The following is a 21,026-nucleotide window of genomic DNA, read 5'->3' on the forward strand; positions in this document are numbered from 1 at the left end:
CGTTCGGTGGACGGTGGGGCTACAGGTACGGGCCGCCGGAGCGCCCGCCGATGTGCGGGTCCTCCTGGCCGTCGCCGACGCCCGGGGGCAGAGCGCGGCGCATCTGCTCCAGCTGGGCGCGCGCGGCCATCTGCTGGGCGAAGAGCGTGGTCTGGATGCCGTGGAAGAGGCCCTCCAGCCAGCCCACCAACTGGGCCTGCGCGATCCTCAGTTCGGCGTCGCTCGGGGTGGCCTCGTCCGTGAAGGGCAGGGAGAGCCGCTCCAGTTCCTCGACCAGCTCCGGGGCCAGACCGTCCTCCAGTTCCTTCACCGAACTGGCGTGGATCTCCTTCAGCCGGGCCCGGCTGGCCTCGTCGAGAGGAGCCGCCCGCACCTCCTCCAGCAGCTGCTTGATCATGCTGCCGATCCGCATGACCTTCGCCGGCTGTTCGACCTGCTCCGTCACCGGGGTCTCGCGGGAGTCCTCGTCTCCGGTGCCGCCGCTGAGCGCCATACCGTCCTGGCCGACGACCAGGATCTGCGGATTCTCCGGCGACCGTTCGTTCCTCGGCATCTCCATGCGGCCATTGTCGCGCACACCCGCGGCGCACTTCGGCGGTGCCCCCGGAAGAGACGGAGACCGCGGTCCGCACGAGCGGGTCGACCTTACGGCGGTATCCGGCATGCCGGGTTCATACGGGAATGCGAGGCTGTTGGGCGTCCATCCGGCCCATCTTGCCGGCGGTGTGACCGAGCACCGGCCGGCGCGGGAGGTCACGGTCGTGACTTCATGGCTGCGTGTAGTGGGGGCGGCGGTAGTGCTGGGGGCGGGGACGGTGGTGGTGCCGCACGGCCCCGGTGCGGCACCCCTCGGCACGGCCGTGGCCCACGGGGCGGAGGAGACCCGTGTGGTCGCCCGGCCCTCGCCCGACAACGCGGACGAGGACGCGGACGAGGACGAGGACGAGAACGACACCTCGGCCTCGCCGTCACCGTCGGCCTCGCCGTCCCGGACGCCGTCCCGGGCCGGGAGCCGGCCGGGGGAGGGCCGGGAGCGGCCCGGGCGGCGCGAGGCGGCCGACGAGGAGTCGCGCGGCGCCGGCCCCCGTGAGCGGCCGGGACGCGACGAGGCGGCCGACGAGGACGCGGACGGCGGCGGCAGGGACGCCGACGGTGCGACCGAGCCGCCGGACGACGGGACCGGCGCGCCGCGCCCGGAGGGCGACGGGGCCGCGTCCCGGGCGCCCGGCGAGGCCGGCACCGTCCCGCAGGCGCCCGCCTCGCAGGAGGCGGTCCCGGTGCCCGGCACGTCCTCGCGGTCGGCCGTGCCGGACCCGGTCGCGGGCGGCGAGCCCGCCGTCGAGCCCGTGCTGCGCATCCTGCCGCTGGGCAGCGGACTGATGCTGATCGGCCTGGGCCTCGGCCTCGCCTTCGTCGCCCTGCGGATGCGCCAGGGCGGCGGCGTGCCCTAGGCGGGCGGCCGGGCCACGGTGTGCGAGCGGGTGCCCACGGTCCCCGGGCCCGGCTGTCCCGGGGAGCGCCGGTACGGGGGGTGCGAGCGGGTGCGCACGGTCCCGGGCCCGGCTGTCCCGGGAAGCGCCGGTACGCGCGGTGCGGCGGTACGCGCGTCGTCCCCGGGCGCTTCGGCCTCAAGGCGCGCGTGGTGCCCACGGTGTTCACAGTGCGTGGTGCCCACGGTGCGCTCGGTGCGCATGGTGTCGACGGTGACCACAGTCCCCGCAGTCCCCGTGGTGCTCGCGGTGCCCGCGGTGCCCGTGTGTCCGTGTGCCCGCAGCGCCCGCAGCGCCCGCAGCGCCCGCAGCGCGCAGGATTCACGGTGTCGGCGGCCGGTGGGACGCGTCGGCCGGCAAGGCGTCGTCCTGCGCCGCGCTTCGGCCGTCACGGCGCGGCGGCGACGGGTGCCGCGACGTCGCCGGGTCGCCGGGGGCCTGCTCCGCTCAGTTCGGTGTCACCAGCAGCACCTTGCCGATGTGGTCGCTGTCCTCCACCACCCGGTGCGCGGCGGCCGCGTCCTGCATGGGGATCTCGCGGTCGATGACCGGGCGGACGTGGCCGGCGGAGACGAGCGGCCAGACGTGCTCCCGTACCGCCGCGACGATCGCGGCCTTCTCCGTCGTGGGCCGGGCGCGCAGCGTGGTCGCGCTGATGGCGGCGCGCTTGCCGAGGAGCGCGCCGATGTTCAGCTCGCCCTTGACGCCGCCCTGCATGCCGATGATCGCGAGCCGGCCGTTGACGGCGAGGGCCCGGACGTTGCGGTCCAGGTACTTGGCGCCCATGTTGTCGAGGATGACGTCCGCGCCGGCGCCGTCGGTGGCGGCCTTCAGCTCCGCGACGAAGTCCTGCTCGCGGTAGTTGATCAGGATGTCCGCGCCCAGTTCGGCGCAGCGCTCCAGCTTCTCCTCGGTGCCCGCCGTGACGGCGACCTTCGCGCCGACGGCCTTGGCGAGCTGGATCGCCATGGTGCCGATGCCGCTGGAGCCGCCGTGCACCAGGAACGTCTCACCGGGACGCAGGTGGGCGATCATGAAGACGTTCGACCAGACCGTGCAGACGACCTCCGGGAGCGCCGCGGCCTGGTCGACGGTCAGCCCCTCGGGCACCGGCAGCAGCTGCCCGGCCGGGACCGCGACCTTCTCGGCGTAACCGCCGCCGGAGAGCAGCGCGCAGACCTCGTCGCCGACGGCCCAGCCGCCCACCCCGGGGCCGAGCGCGGCGATCCGTCCGGAGCATTCGAGACCGGGATAGGGGGACGCGCCGGGCGGCGGGTTGTAGTGGCCCTGCCGCTGGAGGATGTCGGCCCGGTTCACGGCACCGGCCACCACCTCCACCAGCACCTCGCCCTCGCCGGGCACGGGGTCGGGGACCTCGTCCCACACCAGCGCCTCGGGCCCACCGGGTTCGGGAATCGTGATCGCATGCATGAAGGGGACCGTACCCCCGTGACGCCCGGCGTCCCTTGCCGCCGTCGGAAATGCGTGTGCGGGAGCGATGAGTTTGCGCGACCGTGAAAGTCAGTCCATGCGTAGCCCGAGCACGCGGAAGGACCCACATGAGCACGCAGACGTCCGGCCTGGCGATCGAGACAGCGGGCCTGGTCAAGACCTTCGGTGAGACCCGGGCCGTCGACGGGGTCGATCTGGCCGTGCCGACCGGCACGGTGTACGGCGTCCTGGGCCCGAACGGCGCGGGCAAGACCACCACGGTGAAAATGCTCGCCACCCTGCTGCGTCCCGACGGCGGCGAGGCCCACGTCTTCGGTCACGACATCGTGCGCGAGGCCGACGAGGTGCGCGGCCGGGTGAGCCTCACCGGCCAGTACGCGTCCGTGGACGAGGACCTCACCGGCGCCGAGAACCTGGTCCTCCTGGCCCGGCTCCTCGGCCACCGCAAGCCCGCGGCCCGCACCCGCGCCGCCCAGCTCCTGGAGGCCTTCGGGCTCACGGAGGCCGCGGGGAAGCAGGTCAAGCACTACTCGGGCGGCATGCGGCGCCGCATCGACATCGCCGCGTCCATCCTCAACACGCCCGACCTGCTCTTCCTCGACGAGCCCACCACCGGCCTGGACCCGCGCAGCCGCAACCAGGTGTGGGACATCGTGCGCGCGGTCGTCGCCCAGGGCACGACGGTGCTGCTGACCACGCAGTACCTGGACGAGGCCGACCAGCTGGCGTCCCGGATCGCCGTCATCGACCGCGGCAAGGTGATCGCCGAGGGCACCAAGGGCGAGCTGAAGGCGTCCGTCGGCGCCGGATCCGTGCATCTGCGGCTGCGGGACCCGGAGCAGCGGCCGATCGCCGCCGACCTGCTGCGCCGCGCCCTCGACGCGCAGGTGCAGACGGACCCCGACCCGGTGGCGCTGACCGCCCGCCTCGCCGCGGCCGCCAGCCACGACACCGCCGCCGAGCACGCCGCCCGCGCGCTGAACGAACTCGCGCGCGCCGGCATCACCGTCGACAACTTCTCCCTCGGCCAGCCCAGCCTGGACGAGGTGTTCCTGGCCCTCACCGGCCACGACACGCAGCAGCCCCGGCCCGGCCGGGACGACTCCCACGACCCGAAGGACGAGGTGGCGGCATGAGCACCACGACCCCGACCGAGAGCGGCGGGCTCGCCCCGGTGCGCACCGACTCCCTCGCCGAACTGCTGGTCGCCAAGGAGCGCCCGCCCCGGCCCAGCGCCTGGTCCGCCTCCATGACCTTCGGCTGGCGCGCCGTGTTGAAGATCAAGCACGTGCCCGAGCAGCTGTTCGACGTCACGGCGTTCCCGATCATGATGGTGCTGATGTACACGTACCTGTTCGGCGGGGCGCTGGCCGGCTCGCCGAAGGAGTACATCCAGTTCCTGCTGCCGGGCATCCTGGTGATGTCGGTCGTGATGATCACGATGTACACCGGTGTCTCGGTCAACACGGACATCGAGAAGGGTGTCTTCGACCGGTTCCGCAGCCTGCCGATCTGGCGGCCCTCGACGATGGTCGGCTATCTGCTCGGCGACGCCCTGCGCTACACCATCGCGTCGGTGGTGATGCTGACCGTCGGCATGATCCTCGGCTACCGGGCCGACGGCGGCGTGGCCGGTGTGCTCGCGGGGATCGCGCTGCTGGTGCTGTTCTCGTTCGCCTTCTCGTGGATCTGGACGATGTTCGGGCTGATGCTGCGCACCGAGAAGTCGGTGATGGGCGTCAGCATGATGGTGATCTTCCCGCTCACCTTCCTGTCCAACGTCTTCGTCGACCCGCGCACCATGCCGGGCTGGCTCCAGGCGTTCGTCAACAACAGCCCCGTCACCCATCTGGCGTCCGCGGTGCGCGGGCTGATGGCGGGCGACTGGCCGGCCGGCGAGGTCGCCTGGACGCTGGGCTGGTCCGCCCTGTTCGTGCTGGTCTTCGGCCCGGTCACGATGCGGCTGTACAACCGCAAGTAGCCGTGCCGGGACGAGGCCGTGCGGGGCGGCGGAGGCCCCGCACGGCCTCGACTCAACTCCGGGGCAGGGGGCGGATGTCGGGGGCGACCTGCGTGCCCGGCGTCGCCCGCACGATCGTGATCAGCCGGTCCGTCAGCTCCAGCTTCCCGACGTCCGGATCGTCGTAACCGAGCACCCGGTGCCCGCGTACGACGCTCACCACCAGGTCGGCGGTCTCCCGAGGCGTCTTGCCCACCTCGGCCTTTATGACCGGGCGTTCGATGATGTCCATTCCGGACCCCTGCTGGATGAGGTCCTCCATGACCATGCCGGCCGAAGGGCTGAGCACGGAGAGTCCCAGCAGTCGCCCGGCCGCGCTGGCGCTGGTGATGACCGCGTCGGCACCGGACTGCTTTAGCAGCGGGGCGTTCTCCTCCTCCCGCACCGCGGCCACGATCTTCGCGCCCCGGTTGAGCTGCCGTGCCGTCAGGGCCACCAGGACCGCCGTGTCGTCGCGCTGTGTCGCGATGATGATCTGCCGTGCCCGGTGCAGCTCGGCGCGCTTCAGCACCTCGCTGCGTGTGGCGTCCCCTATGACACCGGCGTACCCGTCCGCGGTGGCCGCGTCGATCGCCTTGGAGCTGGGGTCGACCACCACGACCCGCTCCTTCGACAGCCCGGTCGCGCAGACGGTCTTGATCGCGGACCTGCCCTTGGTCCCAAAACCGACGACGACGGTGTGATCGCGCAACGTGGACCTCCAGCGATTCAGTCGCCACTCTTCCCGGGTGCGTTCGGTGAGGGCCTCGAGGGTGGTGCCGACCAGGATGATCAGAAACAGCACGCGCAGCGGCGTGATGACGAAGATGTTGGTGAGCCGGGCGCCGTCGCTGACCGGCGTGATGTCGCCGTACCCGGTGGTGGAGAGGGTGACGGTCGCGTAGTAGAACGCGTCGAGGAGATCGAGGGAGCCGTCGGAGTTGTCGTTGTAGCCCTCCTTGTCGACGTACACGATGAACGCCGTCACCACCAGTACCACCAGTGCCATCGACAGGCGTTTGGCGACCTGGCGGATCGGATGCTCGACCATCTTCCTCGGGAGTTTCACCCGATGGGTCACCAGGTGTTCGTCCGCCTGGCGAGCGATGGCGTCTTGGCCCGGAAGTTTCACGTGAAACACACCCCGATTCCTCCGGACGCCCAGGGCAGGTCGAGCAGTTCCGCCTCCTGACCGGGCTGTGCACCGCCGGGCGGTACGACCGCCAGCGCATCGGCCGCCGCGATCCCGCGCAGCATCGCCGGGCCGTTGTAGAGCAGCGGCAGCGCCCGGCCGCCCCGTACGGAGACCGGGACCAGCCGGGTGTCGTGCGGATGTCCCTGCACGGCGCCCCGCAGCGGGAGCGTGTACGGCTCCGGGGCGGGGCGGGCCGCGAGGGTGCGCAGCAGGGGCTCGGCGAGCGTGAGGAGGCCGGAGACGGCGGCGAGGGGGTTGCCGGGCAGACCGACGAGGTGCTGGTTCTCCCGGGTGCGGGCGAGCAGCATCGGGTGGCCGGGGCGTACGGCGACGCCGTCGACGAGGAGTTCGGCGCCGATGCGGCGCAGCACGGGGTGCACATGGTCGACCGGTCCGGCCGCGGTGCCGCCCGTGGTGACGACGACATGGGCGTCGGACGCCGTGATCGCCTCGTACAGCGCCTGCTCGTCGTCGCCGACCCGGCGGACGGTGGTGACCTCCGCGCCGAGTGCGCGCAGCCAGGGCGGCAGCAGCGGGCCGAGCGCGTCCCGGATCAGCCCGTCGTGCGGCAGGCCCTCGTTCAGCAGCTCGTCCCCGAGGACGAAGACGTCGGCGCGGGGCCGGGGGACGACGCTGAGCGTGTCGTATCCGGCGGCGGCGGCCATGCCGAGGACGGGCGGGCTCACCGGGGTGCCCACGGGCAGCAACTGGTCGCCGCTGCGGCACTCCTGGCCGCGCGGGCGGATGTCCTGTCCGTGGCTGACGGTGTGCGGCGGCCGGGTGGCGGCGGTGACGTGCAGACGGCCCGAGTCGTCGGTGCGGCCGTGTTCGCTGCGGAGGACGGCGGTGGTGTCCGGGGGGATACGGGCGCCGGTCGCGATGCGCACGGCCTCGCCGTCGGTCAGCGACGGGTGTTCGGCGTGCCCGGCGAGCACACCCTCCTCCCGTACGGTCCAGGGGCCGGGCCCGGAGACCGCCCAGCCGTCCATCGCGGAGGTGTCGAAGGAGGGCAGGTCGGTCAGGGCGGTCAGGGGAGCGGCCAGGGTGAGACCGAGGGCGGAGGCCAGGGGCAGGTCGACCGGGGTCAGGTAACCGGTGCGGCCGGCGGTGCCGTGGCGCGGGGCGCGTGCGGCGAGGGCACGGGCATCGGTCCAGACGGTGGTGTGCGGGTGGCCCTCCGCACCGGGACGGTCGGCCCCCGGGGACCGGTCGTGGGGTGCGGGGGTACGGGCACCGGGGGTGCGGCCGGGAGTGCGGCCGGGGACTTCGTTCACGAGGGCGAGCGCCTCCTCGACGTCGAGGTCGTCGGCGTCCGCGTCGGCCCGGGTGACATGCGCGGTCATCCGGCGTCCGGGCGGGTGTCGGGTGTCGCGTCGGGTGCGACATCACCGGAAGGGGTGTCGGAGGACGCGGTGTCTGTCGACGGGTCGCCGGTGGGCGGCGTGCCGGTGGTCGACCGGTTGTCGGTGGTCGACGGGGTGGCGATGGACGGGTTGGCGGTGGGCGGGGTGGCGGATGCGGTGTCCGCGGGGCGGGCGTCGGGGGAGGTGGTGGTCGGTGCGTCCTCGTCCGCCCAGCGCGCGGCGAGCGCCGCGGCCTTGCGGGCCGCGTCGGCGACGGCCTCCCGGTCACCGCCCGCGCGGGCGGCCGCGTAGCCGACGAGGAACGTGGTCAGCGGCGCGGCGGGCCGGGCCACTCCGTGCGCGGCATCGCGGGCGAGGTCGAGCAGCACGCCGGTGTCGACGTCCAGGTCGATGCCCAGCTCGTCCTTGACTGCGGAGATCCATTCATCCAACACGTGTCCATGCTCCCTGATGCGTGCCCTGGCGGTGGCGATGTCGTCCCAGGTGTCGCAGTCGAAGGACGCCACCGGGTCGGAAAGGCGGGTGAGGTCGAGAGCGGCGGTCAGCCGGCGCAGGGGGAGCCCGGTCAGGCTGCCGTGCCGGTCGGTGAGCGCGGTCAGTTCGCGGCGCAGGGGCGCGGTCCGGTAGGCGGCGACGAGGGGCTGGTCCCGGCCGTCGGAGTCGGTCAGCAGCACTCCGTCGGCCGTGCCGCGGCGCAGCGCCGCCAACAGGGCCTCGACGGTGCGGGGTTCGAGGAAGGGCAGGTCGGCGGAGAGGAGGACGAGGTGGTCGGCGGTGGTCCTGCGGAGCCCGGCGCCGAGCGCGGCCAGCGGTCCGCCGCCCGCAGGCTCTTCCCGGGCCCACACCACCGGCCGTGCGGTGGGCCGGGGAGAGGCGACGACCACCGTGGTCCGGGCACGGGCGCAGGCCGCGAGCACCCGGTCGAGCAGCGCCCGTCCACCCACCCGCACCCCGGGCTTGTCCGCTCCCCCGAGCCGCCGGGCGGCGCCACCGGCGAGCACCACGGCGTCGTACGCGGCGCCGACGCCGTCCGAGGGGTCACCGGCGGAACCACGGGCGGGATCGCCGGGCGGCTGGAACTCGGTCACCCCCCGAGTATGCGTGCCCCCACGATCACAGGGAACGCGGGGGCACGGACACGGTCAGGGAAGGCATCGTCCAGGACGCCGACGAGGACAACGACCAGGGCGGCGAGGACGGACGGTCACTGCAGGCGTGTCGGTACCTCCTCGCACGACGAGGACGACAGGACCACCGAGGGCGACGCCGGACCGGCCACTCACGCGGTCGGCGCCACCGCTCCGCCCTGCGCCTCGTGCCCGGTGCCGACCGCTTCGTCCCGGGCCCCGTGCCCGGCGGCCGTCGGACCGGCGGGCCGGTGTCTCACAGGGTCCGCAGCAGCACCGCCGGCTGCTCCACGCAGTCCGCCACGTACCGCAGGAATCCGCCCGCCGTGCCGCCGTCGCAGACCCGGTGGTCGAAGGTGAGCGAGAGCTGCACGACCTGCCGCACCGCCAGCTCGCCCTCGTGCACCCACGGCTTGGGGACGATGCGGCCGACGCCGAGCATGGCGGCCTCGGGATGGTTGACGATCGGGGTCGAGCCGTCGACGCCGAAGACACCGTAGTTGTTCAACGTGAAGGTGCCGCCGGTGAGTTCCGCGGGCGTCAGCGTGCCGGCCCGGGCCGACTCGGTCAGCCGGGCGAACTCCGCCGTGAGCGATTCCGCGTCCCGCGCGTGCGCGTCCCGGACCACGGGCACGACGAGCCCCCGGTCGGTCTGCGCGGCGAACCCGAGGTGCACGTCGGCGTACTGGACGATCTCCCGCGCCTGTGTGTCCACCGAGGCGTTGAGCTCGGGGAAGCGGGCCAGCGCGGCGGTGCAGATCCGGGCCAGCAGCGCGAGGACGGAGATCTTCGGCCCGCCGGCCGCGTTCATCGCCGCCCGGGCCCGCATCAGTTCCGTCGCGTCGGCGTCCACCCAGCAGGTCGCGTCCGGTATCTCGGAGCGGCTGCGGGACAGCTTGTCGGCGACGGCACCGCGGATGCCCTTGAGGGGGATCCGGGTGACGGCCCGGTCGGCCGGGGCCAGGTCGGTGGCCGGGGCGGCCTGCGTCCGCGGTTCCCCGGCCGTGCCGGTGCCCGTGCGGCCCTGGGCCGCGGCGGCGCGCAGCGCGTACTCCACGTCCGCCCGGAGGATCAGCCCGTCGGGGCCGGATCCGGTCATCTCGCGCAGGTCCAGGCCGTTCTGCCGGGCCAGCCTGCGTACCAGCGGGGAGATCACCGGGACCGGTCCGTCGGCCGCTCCCGCGGTGCGGGACGGGGTGCCGCCGGCTCCGGGCGTACCGGTGCGCTCCGGCTGCTGCGGAGCGTCCGCCGCCCGGGTGTCGCGGGTGTCCCGCGTCTCCACGGTCCTCGGCCGTCCGTTCGCCGACGGAGCCGCGAACGCGGCAGGCGCAGAAGGCCCAGCGGGCGCCGGCTGTGCCGGGCGTATCCGGCGGCGACGGGCCGGCGCCTCGGAGGTGCCGTATCCGACCAGGACATTGCCGGAGCCCTCGGCGGCCGGGCCCTGCCCGCGCGCGGCCTCGCCGTCCGCCGTGCCCGGTCCGGTGGCCGGACGGCCGCCCTCGGCCGTCTCCCCCACCGCCACCGTCAGCAGCGGCGCGCCGACGGGCAGTTCGGTGCCCTCCGCGCCGAAGCGGGCCGTGACCACACCGCCGTAGGGGCAGGGCACCTCCACCATCGCCTTGGCCGTCTCGACCTCGACGACCGGCTGGTCGACGGCGACGACGTCGCCGACCTCGACCAGCCAGCGCACGATCTCCGCCTCGGTGAGTCCCTCACCGAGGTCGGGCAGCTTGAACTCCAGCACCTGTGCCATCAGCTCTCGGCCTCCCACTGCAGACGCCCCACGGCGTCCAGGATCCGGTCCACTCCGGGCAGGTGGTGGCGCTCCAGCATCGGCGGCGGATACGGCAGGTCGAACCCGGCCACACGCAGCACCGGCGCCTCCAGGTGGTGGAAGCAGCGCTCCGTGACCCGGGCCGCGATCTCCCCGCCCGGGCCGCCGAAGCCACCCGACTCGTGGACGACGACCGCGCGTCCCGTCCGCCGCACCGAGGCGCACACCGTCTCGTCGTCGAACGGCACCAGGGAGCGCAGATCGACCACTTCGAGGTCCCAGCCCTCGGCCCGGGCCGCCTCGGCCGCCTCCATGCAGACGGGCAGGGACGGCCCGTACGTGATGAGCGTGGCACTCCGCCCTGAGCGCCTCACCACCGCACGGCCTATGGGTTCAACGGCCGTCGGCTCCTGCGGGTTCCAGGAGTCCTTCGACCAGTACAGCCGCTTGGGCTCCAGGAAGACGACCGGGTCGTCGGAGGCGATGGCGGCGCGCAGCAGGCCGTAGGCGTCCGCGACGGTGGCGGGCGTGACGACGTGGAGCCCCGGAGTCGCCATGTAGTACGCCTCGGAGGAGTCGCTGTGGTGCTCGACGCCGCCGATGCCGCCGCCGTAGGGGACGCGGATCGTGAGGGGCAGCGGCATCTTGCCGCGGGTGCGGTTGCGCATCTTCGCGACGTGCGAGAGCAACTGCTCGAACGCCGGGTAGGCGAACGCGTCGAACTGCATCTCCACGACCGGGCGCAGCCCGTACATGGCCATGCCGACGGCCGTGCCGAGGATCCCGGCCTCGGCCAGCGGCGTGTCCGTGCAGCGGTCCTCGCCGAACTCCTTGGCGAGTCCGTCGGTGACCCGGAAGACACCGCCGAGGGTGCCGACGTCCTCGCCCATGACGTGCACGGACGGGTCGGCGGCCATGGCGTCGCGCAGCGCGCGCGTGAGGGCCTGCGCCATGGTGGCCGGCTTGACGGCGACGGTGGTCATCGCTGCGCCCCTTCCGACTCGGCCTCGGCGGCCAGCTCGGCCCGCAGCTGCTCCCGCTGCTCCAGCAGCTGGGGCGTGGGCTCGGCGTAGACGTGCGCGAAGAGGTCCATGGGGTCGAGCGCGGGGTCCTGGTTCATGTGGGCGCGCAGCGCGGCGGCCATGGTCTCGGCGTCCTGGCGGACGGCTTCGGCGCCGTCCTCGTCGAGCAGTCCGCGTGCGGTGAGCTCCTGCTCCAGCAGCGCGATGGGGTCGTGCCGCTTCCAGGTCTCGACCTCGGCGTCGCCGCGGTAGCGGGTGGCGTCGTCGGCGTTGGTGTGGGCCTCCACGCGGTACGTGATCGCCTCGACCAGGGTCGGGCCGCCGCCGGCGCGGGCGTGCCGCACGGCGTCGGCGAGGACCTCGTGCACGGCGGCGGCGTCGTTGCCGTCGACCAGGCGGCCGGGCATGCCGTAGCCGACGGCCTTGTGGGCCAGCGACGGTGCCGCGGTCTGCTTGGCGAGCGGCACGGAGATCGCGAAGCCGTTGTTCTGGACGAGGAAGACCACCGGGGCCTGCCAGACGGCGGCGAAGTTCAGCGCCTCGTGGAAGTCGCCCTCGCTGGTGCCGCCGTCGCCGACCATGGCGAGCGCGACCACGTCGTCGCCCTTGAGGCGGGCGGCGTGGGCGAGGCCCACGGCGTGCGGCAGCTGGGTGGCCAGCGGCGTGCTCAGGGGCGCGACGCGGTGCTCGTAGGGGTCGTAGCCGGTGTGCCAGTCGCCGCGCAGCAGGGTGAGGGCCTGGACCGGGTCCACACCGCGCGCGACGACCGCGAGGGTGTCGCGGTAGCTCGGGAAGAGCCAGTCGCGCTCCTCGAGGACGAGGGCGGCGGCCACCTCGCAGGCCTCCTGGCCGGTGCTCGAGGGGTAGACCGCCAGACGGCCCTGCTTGGTGAGGGCGGTGGCCTGCGCGTTGTAGCGGCGGCCCTTCACCAGCTCCGCGTACAGCCGGCGCAGCAGCTCCGGGTCGGCCTCGGCGGCCGCCTCGGTGCCCAGGACGCGGTACGGCTCCGCGTCGGGCAGCAGCGGCACGGGGTCGGTACGGGGCTGCCAGGCGGGCGGCGGGGTCGGCCGGTAGGCCCCCCGCTGCTCCATGACCGTCATGACGGCACCTCCTCGTGGGATGTCGGAGGCGCGGCGTCAGTGACACGCCTCACCAACCGATTGTTCGGTCGCCGGCACATTTTGGCTACGGGTGGCGTCAGGCTGTGGACAAACGGTTCTCCACAGCCTGTGATGGATGCAGTACGTCCATGGCGGAGAGGCGGGGGCGGGTGGCATCTGAACAAATGGCCGAGGGCCCGGAGGACAGCGGACCGCTTCCGCCCGCACGCCCCCTGGACGCCATCGACCAGGACATCCTGCGGATGCTCCAGTCGGACGGCCGCGCCTCGATACGCTCCGTCGCCGAACGCGTCCACGTCTCCCGCGCGAACGCCTACGCGCGCATCAACCGGCTCGTCGAGGACGGCGTCATCCGCGGTTTCGGCGCCCGCGTCAACCACGAGCGGGCCGGTCACGGCACATCGGCGTACGTCACCCTGAAGATCGTGCAGAACTCCTGGCGCACGGTCCGCGAGCAGCTCCGACAGCTCCCCGGCGCCTCGCACATCGCCCTGGTGGGCGGCGACTTCGACGTGCTGCTGCTGGTGCACACGCCCGACAACCGGTCACTGCGCGAGCTGGTGCTCACCCGGCTCCAGGCGATCCCCGAGGTGCTCAGCACGCGCACCCTGCTGGTGTTCGAGGAGGAGGACCTGGAACCACAGAGCTGACCGGCCGCACGCGACCGGCAGAGCCGACCGGACCGGACCGCCGGGCCCCGGCCACGGGGCCGAGCGAACGAGCCGGGCCGGTCCCCTCCTCACCCCGTCCTGCGCAGCCCTCCGAAGGCCAGCTGCGCCACCGCGTCGGCCACCTCGCGCTCGTCCATGCCGCGTCCGTCGGGCCGGTACCACTCGACGATCGAGTTGATCATCCCGAAGACCAGCCGGGTCACCAGGCGCACGTCTATGTCCTCGCGCACGTCCCCCTCGGCCGCCGCGTCCTTCAGCAGCGCGGCCACCCGGTGGTCGAACTCGCGCCGCCGCTCCAGCGCCCACCGCTCGGTGTCGGTGTTGCCGCGCACCCGCAGCAGCAGCGTCACGTACGGCAGCTCGGCGATCAGCACCTCGACCATGCGCCGCACCACGTACTCCAGGCGCCCGGCGGCGCGTCCCGCCCGCGCGGGTTCCTCGTCGAGGATGCCGAAGAGGCCGTCCAGCGCCCGGCTCACCGCGCGGCGCAGCAGTTCCTCCTTGCCGGCCACGTGGTGGTAGATCGACGACTTGGAGATGCCCGCGGCCCTGGAGAGGTGCTCCATGGAGGTGCCGTCGTAGCCGCGCTCGTTGAACACCTGGACGGCGACGGACAGCAGCGTCTCCGGGGTGTACGTGTCGCGCCTGGCGGTGGTCATGAGGTGCCCTCCCGCTGGTCCGATGCGTAGGCGTGCCGGTAGAGCGCGAGGGAGGGCGCGTAACGGCCCGACGGCTCGCACTCGTGCAGGTTGTCCAGCAGCGAGCAGGCCCAGCCGCCGCCGAGCCGCCGGCTCCACTCCAGGGGCCCCAGCGGGTAGTTCACACCGAGGCGCATCGCGGTGTCGATGTCGTCCTCGGTGGCCACGCCCTTGGCGACGGCGTCGTGCGCGAGGTCGATGATCCGGGCCACCGTCCGCGCGACGATCATTCCCGGTACGTCCCCGATGACGCTGACCTTCTTGCCGAGGGCCTGGAACAGCCCGGTCGCCTCGGCGACGGTCACCGGGGAGGTGTTCTGGGCGTGGGAGAGGGCCACGCGCGTGGCCTTGCGGTAGTCGAGGGCGAGGTCGAAGTAGACGACGTCGCGGAACTCCACGGAGGTCTGGCCGTCGGCGAGGACCAGTTGGCCGCCGCCGGGCAGGACCAGCCGGGTGCCGTTGTCCTCGTCCTCCTCGCGCACCTCGATGCCCGCCTCGCGGATCATGGCCAGCAGGTCCGAGGCGGGCCCCAGGCCGCCCTCGGCGACGACGTACGCGGGCGGGTCGGCGGGCTCGGCGGTGTGCGGTTCGGGACGCTCGGCGCCGTCGCCGTGGTCGTACCAGCCGTGGCCGGTCTTGCGGCCGAGCCGCCCGGACTCGACCAGGCGGCGCTGGGCGAGCGAGGGGGTGAAGCGCACGTCGTGGAAGAACGCCTGCCACACCGAGTGCGTGACGGACTCGTTGACGTCCTGCCCGATGAGGTCGGTCAGCTCGAAGGCGCCCATGCGGAACCCGCCGGACTCGCACAGGACCGCGTCGATGGTGGCCGGGTCGGCGCCCTGGGACTCGTACACCGCGAAGGCCTCGGCGTAGAAGGGCCGGGCGATGCGGTTGACGATGAAGCCGGGGGTGTCGGCGCAGGCGACCGGCGTCTTGCCCCAGGCGCGCGCCGTCTCGAACGCGCGGGTCGCGTACGTGACGTCGGTGGCGAACCCGGAGACGACCTCGACCAGCGGCAGCAGCGGCGCGGGGTTGAAGAAGTGCAGGCCCACGAAGCGGCCGGGCACGCGCAGGGCGCCGCCGATCGCGGTGACCGACAGGGAGGAGGTGTTGGTGGCGAGCAGGCAGTCGTCGGAGACGATGTCCTCCAGCGCACGGAACAGGTCCTGCTTGACGTCGAGGCGCTCCACGACGGCCTCGACCACCAGGGCGCAGTCGGCGAGGCCGGTCAGCTCGTCGACGGGCCGCAGACGGTCCCGGGCCGCGTCCCGGTCGGCGGCGGTGAGCCGCTCCTTCTCCACCAGCCGGTCGAGTCGGGCGCCGATCGCCTCGGCCGCTTCACGGGCGCGTCCGGGAGCGGCGTCGTACAGCCGGACGGGATGGCCGGCGACCAGCGCGACCTGGGCGATTCCCTGGCCCATGGTGCCGGTGCCGACCACGGCCACGGGACTGCTGAGGTCGAGTGCTGTCATGTGCGCGATCCTCCCGCACGGTGTTTTCCACAGATGCGGCGGACCCCCTTGTCCCGACCGATCGTTCGGTTACTCTAACTCTGACCGCCCGATTCTGACTACGTTTCCGCACAGGTCCATGAGCTCGACGAAGAGTCTCTGAGACGAGGAGTTGGTCCCGCATGGCCGCCGAACTCACGACGCACGAGCTGATCTCCCGGCACCGTCCCACGCTGGACCAGGCGCTGGAAGCGATCCGCACGCGCGCGTACTGGTCCCCGCACCCCGAGCACCCGAAGGCGTACGGCGAGGGCGGCAGTCTGGACATGGCGGCGGGCAAGGCCGCCTTCGACGCGCTGCTCGGCACCCGCCTCGACCTCGGCCAGCCCGGCACGGACGGCTGGGTCGACGGCGAGACCAGTCCGTACGGCATCGAGCTGGGCGTGAGCTACCCGCACGCGGACCTCGACACGCTGCTGCCCGCCATGAAGGCCGGGATGCGTGCCTGGCGGGACGCGGGCGCGGAGGCCCGCGCGGTGGTCTGCCTGGAGATCCTCAAGCGGATCAGCGACCGGACCATGGAGTTCGCCCAGGCGGTGATGCACACCTCCGGGCAGGCCTTCATGATGGCGTTCCAGGCGGGCGGGCCGCACGCGCAGGACCGCGGCCTGGAGGCGGTCGCCTACGCGTACGTGGAGCAGGTCCGCACGCCGGACACCGCGGAGTGGACCAAGCCGCAGGGCAAGCGGGACCCGCTCGCCCTCACCAAGCGGTTCACACCGGTGCCGCGCGGCATCGGCCTGGTCATCGGCTGCAACACCTTCCCGACGTGGAACGGCTATCCGGGCCTGTTCGCCTCGCTCGCCACGGGCAACGCGGTGCTGGTCAAGCCGCACCCGCGGGCGGTGCTGCCGCTCGCGCTCACCGTGCAGGCGGCCCGTCAGGTGCTGACCGAGGCGGGCTTCGACCCGAACCTGGTCGCGCTGGCCGCGGAGCGTCCCGGCGAGGGCATCGCCAAGACGCTCGCCACCCGTCCGGAGATCCGGATCATCGACTACACCGGCTCGACGGAGTTCGGCGACTGGCTGGAGGCCAACGCCCGCCAGGCGCAGGTGTACACCGAGAAGGCCGGCGTCAACACGGTGGTCGTGGAGTCGACCGGCGACTACAAGGGGATGCTGGCCAACCTGGCGTTCTCGCTGTCGCTGTACAGCGGCCAGATGTGCACCACCCCGCAGAACCTGCTCGTCCCGCGCGACGGCATCACCACCGACGAGGGCCCGAAGTCCTTCGACGAGGTCGCCGCCGACCTGGGCGCGGCGGTCGACAAGCTGCTCGGCGACGACGCCCGGGCGAACGCGCTGCTGGGCGCGATCGTCAACCCGGACGTCAAGGCCCGGCTGGAGGCCGCCGCCGGGCTCGGCGAGGTCGCCCTCGCCTCCCGGGAGATCACCCACCCGGAGTTCCCGGGCGCGGTGGTCCGCACGCCGGTGATCGTGAAGCTCGACGGCTCCAAGCCGGACGCCGAGGCCGCCTACATGAGCGAGTGCTTCGGCCCGGTCTCCTTCGCCGTCGCCGTCGACTCGGCCGACCACGCGGCGGACCTGCTGCGGCGCACGGTCCGCGAGAAGGGCGCGATGACGGTCGGCGCGTACACGACCTCCCCGGAGGTCGAGGAGAAGATCCAGGAGGTCTGCCTGGAGGAGGCCGCCCAGCTCTCCCTGAACCTGACCGGCGGGGTCTACGTCAACCAGACGGCCGCCTTCTCCGACTTCCACGGCTCCGGCGGCAACCCGGCGGCCAACGCCGCCCTGTGCGACGGCGCGTTCGTGGCCAACCGCTTCCGGGTGGTCGAGGTGCGCCGGGAGGCGTGAGGCGAAACTCCGGACTCCCGGGACGGGCTCCCGGCGGGCGTTCAGACGGGCGCGCCGCCGGGGGCACCGCCGGTGGCGCTGCTGGGAGAACCGCTGGTGGCGCTCCAGTGGTACAGCGTCATGGCCACGCTGGTCGCGAGGTTGTAGCTGGAGACCTGGGGGCGCATCGGCAGCGCCACGAGGTGGTCGGCCCGCGCCCGCAGTTCGGCGGACAGGCCGCTGCGCTCGGAGCCGAAGGCGAGCAGCGCGTCGTCCGGCAGCTCCAGCGAGCGGATGTCCTCGCCCTCGGGGTCGAGCGCGAAGACCGGACCGGACGGCAGTTCCTCGACCGTCAGCCGTTCCACGGCGGTGGCGAAGTGCAGCCCGGCCCCGCCGCGCACCACGGTGGGGTGCCAGGGATCCAGGGTGCCGGTGGTGACGACGCCGGTCGCGCCGAACCCTGCGGCCAGCCGGATCACCGCCCCCGCGTTGCCGAGGTTGCGCGGGTTGTCCAGGACCACCACGGGCGCGGTGCGCGGGGTGTGCGCCAGCCGGCGGAGGTTGTCCGCGCGGGAAGGTCGTACGGCCAGGGCGGCCACCGCGGTGGGATGCGGCCGCGGCACGAGGGCGGCGTACGTCTTGTGGGGCACCTCGGTCAGCAGCTCCGCCAGCGTGTCCCGTACGTCGCCGGCCAGTTCGTCGGCGAGCGCGAGGACCCCGGCCCGGTCCGCGGTCAGCGCGATCCGCACCCGGGCCCCGAAGCGCACGGCGTGCTTGAGTGCGTGGAAGCCGTCGAGCAGCACGCTGTCACCGGCCTGCCGGTGCCAGGCGGCCGCGACGTCGGACGGTGTGCGGGGACCGGCCGACGCGGAGGGCACGGGGGACACGGGAGGAAGGTCGGAGGCGGGGTCGGTCATGCCGTGCAGCCTACGTGCGCGGCGGCGGCGCCCCTTCCGGTGCGGGAGCCGCATCTCCCGGCTCCTGGGCAGCACCCGGGAAGCCCGTGGCCGCCCGTTTCGCGGTGACGGGTCCGCGACCAACGGATCCTGCGGCACCGGGTCCGCTGCCACCGGGGCAGCCGCCGGGGCTTTTGCCGCCGGATCCGGTGCCACGGGGGCAGCCGCCAGGGCTTTTGCCGCCGGATCCGGTGCCACCGGGGCAGCCGCTGAGTCCTTCGCCGCCGGGTCCGCCTCCCGGCCCGCCGCCGTCGGGTTCTTCACCGTCGGGCCTTCGCCGCCGCGTCCTTCGCCGTCGGGTCCTTCGCCGCCGCGTCCTTCGCCGTCGGGTCCGCGGGCTCCGGGCGGGCGCCCGGGTGGCGTCGGCGTGGGTCGGGTGCCGTTGCCGGGCCGCCGCGCGGGCGCAGGCGGCCGGAGGCGCGCGTCACCAGGCCGCCCAGCCTGCGCAGGAAAGACGTCGGCAGGAAGACCGCGTCGGCCGCGATCATCGCCAGGGAGAAGAACGGCAGCCCGAGCACGACGGCGATCACCGCGTGCTCGAGGATCATGAACGTCAACAGGACGTTCTTGACGCGCCGGTTGAACAGCGTGAACGGGAAGGCGACCTGCACGGCCACCGTCGCGTACGTCACCAGCATGACGACGGTGCCGCTGGCCGACAGCAGGTCCGCCAGGGTCGGCCAGGGGGAGAAGTACTCCAGGTGCAGCGGGTAGTAGACCGCGGTGCCGTCCTGCCAGCGGGAGCCCTGGACCTTGTACCAGCCGGCCGTGGCGTAGATCAGACACGCCTCCGCCATGATCACCAGCAGGGCGCCGTTGTGCACGATGTTGGCGACCGCGTCCAGCAGGATCCGCGGCTGCCACGCGCCCGCGCGGCGCCCGGCCAGCCACCACACGGCCTGCGCGAGCCACACGGTCCACAGCAGCGCGGGTATGAACCAGTCGCCGTCCATCCGGCCGGCCGACGTCACCAGGGCCAGCAGAAGTCCGAGGACACACCACAGCACCGGACCGACCCGGTCCCGCGGCCGTTCCCCGCGCGCGCGGGCCTCGGCGGTGCGGCGCGCCCGCCGCGCGTCCAGCGACCAGACCTGGCCGCACCGGGTGAACACCAGGTAGATCGCCATCAGGTGCAGGACGTTGTCGCCGCCGTCCCCCATGAAGACGCTGCGGTTCTGCAGGCTCAGCACGCCCACCATGAACAGCACCGACATGGTGCGGGTGCGCCAGCCCAGCAGCAGCAGGAGGCTCCACAGCGCGGCGAGCGCGTACACGGCCTCGAACCAGCCCTGCCCGTCCGACCAGAGCAGCGCGGTGAAGGAGCCGTTCGACGCGACCAGTTGCTCGGCGAGGGTCCAGGACCAGGGGCCGTCGGGACCGTACAGCTCCTGGCGGTGGGGGAACTCGCGCAGCAGGAACAGCAGCCAGGTCAGGCTGAAGCCGATGCGGATCACGGCCGACTGGTAGGGGCCGAGCGCGGCATCGGTGACACGGGCCATCGCCCCCGCGAGGGCCTGCGGGAGGCGGTTCACGCGATGCCTCCCCGGGCCTCGTCCTCGGGCAGGGACCACCAGGGGAGCGTGCGGTGGACGGGCGTGGTGGAGATCCGCTCCCCGCTCCACTCCGGCGGCGGCACATTGGCGGTCCGCGAGCGCAGCTGCACGCGCTCGACGACGCCGCCCGGACCGGCCGCGTCCGCCCGGTCGAGGCGCAGCGCCGCGATCCGGCGCACGTACGTCTCGGACAGGGCCCCGCGCAGGCCCACCGGGCGGTTGTCGTTGTCGTGCGTCGAGACGAAGAAGTCCCAGGCGCGGCGCAGTTCGTTCTGCTGGGTGTGGCTGGGCAGCAGGTTGCCGTCGATGGCCCGGCCGTCCTGCGCGGACAGGTCGTACCAGCCGGTGGTCCGCACCTGCCCGTCCGCCGTGCGCACCTGGGCGCGCACCTGGACGGCGATGTTCTGCTGCAGCGGGTTGGGAGCGAACAGCTTCCAGTTCTGCTCGAACTCCGGATAGATCCAGTTCTCGACGGTCTCGCCGTGTTCCTTGCTGACCGTGTTCGACGGAGCGACGTGCAGGAACGTCATCCCGAGGTGCACGCAGACGCCGACCGCGACGGCCACGAGCGCCACCGCGGCGCCGATCCGGTAGCCGAGCGAGAGAGCGGCCACTCCGCTACCGGGTCCGGCCACTCCAGTACTGGGCCCGGGCACTCCGGTACCGGGCCCGGCCACGTCGGTACGGGGCCGGGACAGGTCGGTGGTGACGGGCTCGGGCCCTTCGGTGCGGGGACCGGCCGACGGGACGTGATCGGGTCCGGGGCCGTGGCCGGGGAGCGAGCCCGGGTCGGCGGGCGCGCCCGGACCGGTGCCGGACGGGAGTGCCTCTGGCTCGGCGCCGGATATGCGGGCGTCTCCTTCGGCGCCGGGGACGGCCGGCGGACGCGCCGCGTCCGAACCGTCCGCCGGCCGGCCGGGGCCGCTCGGCGGGGTGCGGGGGCCGGGTCGGCCGTCCGGGGCGTCGACGCGATCCGGCAGGGCGGCGGGCGGATCCGGCCGGTCCCGCCCGGCAGGCCCGTGCCGGGCGTCCGAGCCCTTGTCGTACGCGTCCATTCCGCCCCGTTCCTCGCATCCCGGTCGCTGCCCGCGCCGGGCCGCGGAGACGACTCGCCCGCCCCGCACGACCGCGCAGCGGCGTCGCACGGAACGGTACTCAGCACCGGCCGCCCGGGCACAGTCCCGTCCGGATCCCGTTCCGCGGCCGCCGCACCCGCTCGGCCCGGCACCGTCGTCCACCGGTGCCCACGGCAGGTTATCCACAGCGGTTGACACCTCGCGGCGCCCGTCACACCATGGAA

Annotated in this window: 18 protein-coding genes; 5 read left to right on the forward strand and 13 right to left on the reverse strand. The window is 73.5% G+C overall.

Features of this window, described 5'->3' with window-relative positions:
* Nucleotides 1-19: 19 nt before the first annotated feature.
* Entirely contained in the window at nt 20-559 is a 540-nt protein-coding gene (locus FGW31_RS16860; RefSeq protein WP_142194262.1) for a bacterial proteasome activator family protein, read from the reverse strand.
* A gap of 223 nt (nt 560-782) precedes the next feature.
* Between FGW31_RS16860 and FGW31_RS16865 the strand changes: the two genes are divergently transcribed.
* Complete coding sequence (locus FGW31_RS16865) at nt 783-1,451, forward strand: hypothetical protein (RefSeq protein WP_142194263.1); 669 nt, start codon at nt 783-785, stop codon at nt 1,449-1,451.
* 486 nt (nt 1,452-1,937) lie between these two features.
* Here FGW31_RS16865 and FGW31_RS16870 read toward each other — a convergent pair whose 3' ends face one another.
* The gene (locus tag FGW31_RS16870) at nt 1,938-2,921 is read right to left on the reverse strand and encodes an NAD(P)H-quinone oxidoreductase (RefSeq protein ID WP_142194264.1); all 984 of its coding nucleotides are present in this window, start codon (nt 2,919-2,921) and stop codon (nt 1,938-1,940) included.
* A gap of 128 nt (nt 2,922-3,049) precedes the next feature.
* On the opposite strand from FGW31_RS16870, the gene FGW31_RS16875 reads away from it, so the two are divergent.
* Nucleotides 3,050-4,078, forward strand: coding sequence for an ATP-binding cassette domain-containing protein (locus tag FGW31_RS16875; protein WP_142194265.1), 1,029 nt, complete (start codon nt 3,050-3,052; stop codon nt 4,076-4,078).
* Nucleotides 4,075-4,923: an ABC transporter permease gene (locus tag FGW31_RS16880; protein ID WP_142194266.1), complete on the forward strand. Its 849-nt coding sequence runs from the start codon at nt 4,075-4,077 to the stop codon at nt 4,921-4,923. The genes FGW31_RS16875 and FGW31_RS16880 overlap by 4 nt, the downstream gene beginning before the upstream one ends.
* Nucleotides 4,924-4,975: 52 nt before the next feature.
* Here FGW31_RS16880 and FGW31_RS16885 read toward each other — a convergent pair whose 3' ends face one another.
* The 6 genes from FGW31_RS16885 to pdhA form a co-directional block, all read right to left on the reverse strand.
* Nucleotides 4,976-6,073, reverse strand: a complete 1,098-nt coding sequence (locus FGW31_RS16885; protein ID WP_142194267.1) for a potassium channel family protein — start codon at nt 6,071-6,073, stop codon at nt 4,976-4,978.
* Nucleotides 6,070-7,479: a molybdopterin molybdotransferase MoeA gene (locus tag FGW31_RS16890; RefSeq protein ID WP_142194268.1), complete on the reverse strand. Its 1,410-nt coding sequence runs from the start codon at nt 7,477-7,479 to the stop codon at nt 6,070-6,072. The genes FGW31_RS16885 and FGW31_RS16890 overlap by 4 nt, the downstream gene beginning before the upstream one ends.
* Nucleotides 7,476-8,588 (reverse strand): NTP transferase domain-containing protein, encoded by a 1,113-nt coding sequence (locus tag FGW31_RS16895; protein WP_142194269.1) that lies wholly within the window; start codon nt 8,586-8,588, stop codon nt 7,476-7,478. Before FGW31_RS16895 ends, FGW31_RS16890 begins: the two co-directional genes overlap by 4 nt.
* A 295-nt stretch (nt 8,589-8,883) precedes the next feature.
* Nucleotides 8,884-10,380 (reverse strand): dihydrolipoamide acetyltransferase family protein, encoded by a 1,497-nt coding sequence (locus FGW31_RS16900; RefSeq protein ID WP_142194270.1) that lies wholly within the window; start codon nt 10,378-10,380, stop codon nt 8,884-8,886.
* Nucleotides 10,380-11,384: an alpha-ketoacid dehydrogenase subunit beta gene (locus FGW31_RS16905; RefSeq protein WP_142194271.1), complete on the reverse strand. Its 1,005-nt coding sequence runs from the start codon at nt 11,382-11,384 to the stop codon at nt 10,380-10,382. Before FGW31_RS16905 ends, FGW31_RS16900 begins: the two co-directional genes overlap by 1 nt.
* Nucleotides 11,381-12,523 carry a pyruvate dehydrogenase (acetyl-transferring) E1 component subunit alpha gene (gene pdhA / locus FGW31_RS16910; RefSeq protein WP_142194272.1) on the reverse strand — a complete coding sequence of 381 codons (1,143 nt, stop codon included), beginning with the start codon at nt 12,521-12,523 and terminating at the stop codon, nt 11,381-11,383. The genes FGW31_RS16905 and pdhA overlap by 4 nt, the downstream gene beginning before the upstream one ends.
* 185 nt (nt 12,524-12,708) lie before the next feature.
* Between pdhA and FGW31_RS16915 the strand changes: the two genes are divergently transcribed.
* Nucleotides 12,709-13,194, forward strand: coding sequence for an Lrp/AsnC family transcriptional regulator (locus tag FGW31_RS16915; protein ID WP_142194435.1), 486 nt, complete (start codon nt 12,709-12,711; stop codon nt 13,192-13,194).
* Between the two features lie 89 nt (nt 13,195-13,283).
* Here FGW31_RS16915 and FGW31_RS16920 read toward each other — a convergent pair whose 3' ends face one another.
* Both FGW31_RS16920 and FGW31_RS16925 read right to left on the reverse strand, forming a co-directional pair.
* Nucleotides 13,284-13,874, reverse strand: coding sequence for a TetR/AcrR family transcriptional regulator (locus FGW31_RS16920; protein ID WP_142194273.1), 591 nt, complete (start codon nt 13,872-13,874; stop codon nt 13,284-13,286).
* Entirely contained in the window at nt 13,871-15,385 is a 1,515-nt protein-coding gene (locus FGW31_RS16925; protein ID WP_142194274.1) for a 3-hydroxyacyl-CoA dehydrogenase, read from the reverse strand. The genes FGW31_RS16920 and FGW31_RS16925 overlap by 4 nt, the downstream gene beginning before the upstream one ends.
* A 161-nt stretch (nt 15,386-15,546) precedes the next feature.
* Here FGW31_RS16925 and paaN point away from each other — a divergent pair, with 161 nt between their 5' ends.
* Nucleotides 15,547-17,238: a phenylacetic acid degradation protein PaaN gene (gene paaN / locus FGW31_RS16930; protein ID WP_142194275.1), complete on the forward strand. Its 1,692-nt coding sequence runs from the start codon at nt 15,547-15,549 to the stop codon at nt 17,236-17,238.
* Between the two features lie 41 nt (nt 17,239-17,279).
* Here the strand turns inward: paaN and FGW31_RS16935 are convergent, their stop codons facing one another.
* From FGW31_RS16935 to FGW31_RS16945, 3 genes are all read right to left on the reverse strand, one after another.
* Nucleotides 17,280-18,134, reverse strand: coding sequence for a TrmH family RNA methyltransferase (locus FGW31_RS16935; RefSeq protein ID WP_142194276.1), 855 nt, complete (start codon nt 18,132-18,134; stop codon nt 17,280-17,282).
* Between the two features lie 299 nt (nt 18,135-18,433).
* A complete protein-coding gene (locus tag FGW31_RS16940; RefSeq protein ID WP_267905344.1) occupies nt 18,434-19,705 on the reverse strand; it encodes an HTTM domain-containing protein in 1,272 nt (423 codons plus the stop codon).
* Complete coding sequence (locus FGW31_RS16945; RefSeq protein ID WP_142194277.1) at nt 19,702-20,781, reverse strand: DUF5819 family protein; 1,080 nt, start codon at nt 20,779-20,781, stop codon at nt 19,702-19,704. Before FGW31_RS16945 ends, FGW31_RS16940 begins: the two co-directional genes overlap by 4 nt.
* Nucleotides 20,782-21,026: the final 245 nt, after the last annotated feature.

The sequence above is a fragment of the Streptomyces calvus genome, assembly GCF_006782915.1.
Classification (GTDB): Bacteria; Actinomycetota; Actinomycetes; order Streptomycetales; family Streptomycetaceae; genus Streptomyces; species Streptomyces calvus.

Excerpts from the sequence above, each read along its gene's own strand:
- FGW31_RS16915 (WP_142194435.1), top strand. The coding sequence starts at position 12,709 with ATGGCCGAGGGCCCGGAGGACAGCGGACCGCTTCCGCCCGCACGCCCC.
- FGW31_RS16900 (WP_142194270.1), bottom strand. The coding sequence starts at position 10,380 with ATGGCACAGGTGCTGGAGTTCAAGCTGCCCGACCTCGGTGAGGGACTC.
- paaN (WP_142194275.1), top strand. The coding sequence starts at position 15,547 with ATGGCCGCCGAACTCACGACGCACGAGCTGATCTCCCGGCACCGTCCC.
- FGW31_RS16890 (WP_142194268.1), bottom strand. The coding sequence starts at position 7,479 with ATGACCGCGCATGTCACCCGGGCCGACGCGGACGCCGACGACCTCGAC.
- pdhA (WP_142194272.1), bottom strand. The coding sequence starts at position 12,523 with ATGACGGTCATGGAGCAGCGGGGGGCCTACCGGCCGACCCCGCCGCCC.
- FGW31_RS16905 (WP_142194271.1), bottom strand. The coding sequence starts at position 11,384 with ATGACCACCGTCGCCGTCAAGCCGGCCACCATGGCGCAGGCCCTCACG.
- FGW31_RS16860 (WP_142194262.1), bottom strand. The coding sequence starts at position 559 with ATGGAGATGCCGAGGAACGAACGGTCGCCGGAGAATCCGCAGATCCTG.
- FGW31_RS16920 (WP_142194273.1), bottom strand. The coding sequence starts at position 13,874 with ATGACCACCGCCAGGCGCGACACGTACACCCCGGAGACGCTGCTGTCC.
- FGW31_RS16870 (WP_142194264.1), bottom strand. The coding sequence starts at position 2,921 with ATGCATGCGATCACGATTCCCGAACCCGGTGGGCCCGAGGCGCTGGTG.
- FGW31_RS16935 (WP_142194276.1), bottom strand. The coding sequence starts at position 18,134 with ATGACCGACCCCGCCTCCGACCTTCCTCCCGTGTCCCCCGTGCCCTCC.
- FGW31_RS16875 (WP_142194265.1), top strand. The coding sequence starts at position 3,050 with ATGAGCACGCAGACGTCCGGCCTGGCGATCGAGACAGCGGGCCTGGTC.
- FGW31_RS16925 (WP_142194274.1), bottom strand. The coding sequence starts at position 15,385 with ATGACAGCACTCGACCTCAGCAGTCCCGTGGCCGTGGTCGGCACCGGC.
- FGW31_RS16880 (WP_142194266.1), top strand. The coding sequence starts at position 4,075 with ATGAGCACCACGACCCCGACCGAGAGCGGCGGGCTCGCCCCGGTGCGC.
- FGW31_RS16945 (WP_142194277.1), bottom strand. The coding sequence starts at position 20,781 with ATGGACGCGTACGACAAGGGCTCGGACGCCCGGCACGGGCCTGCCGGG.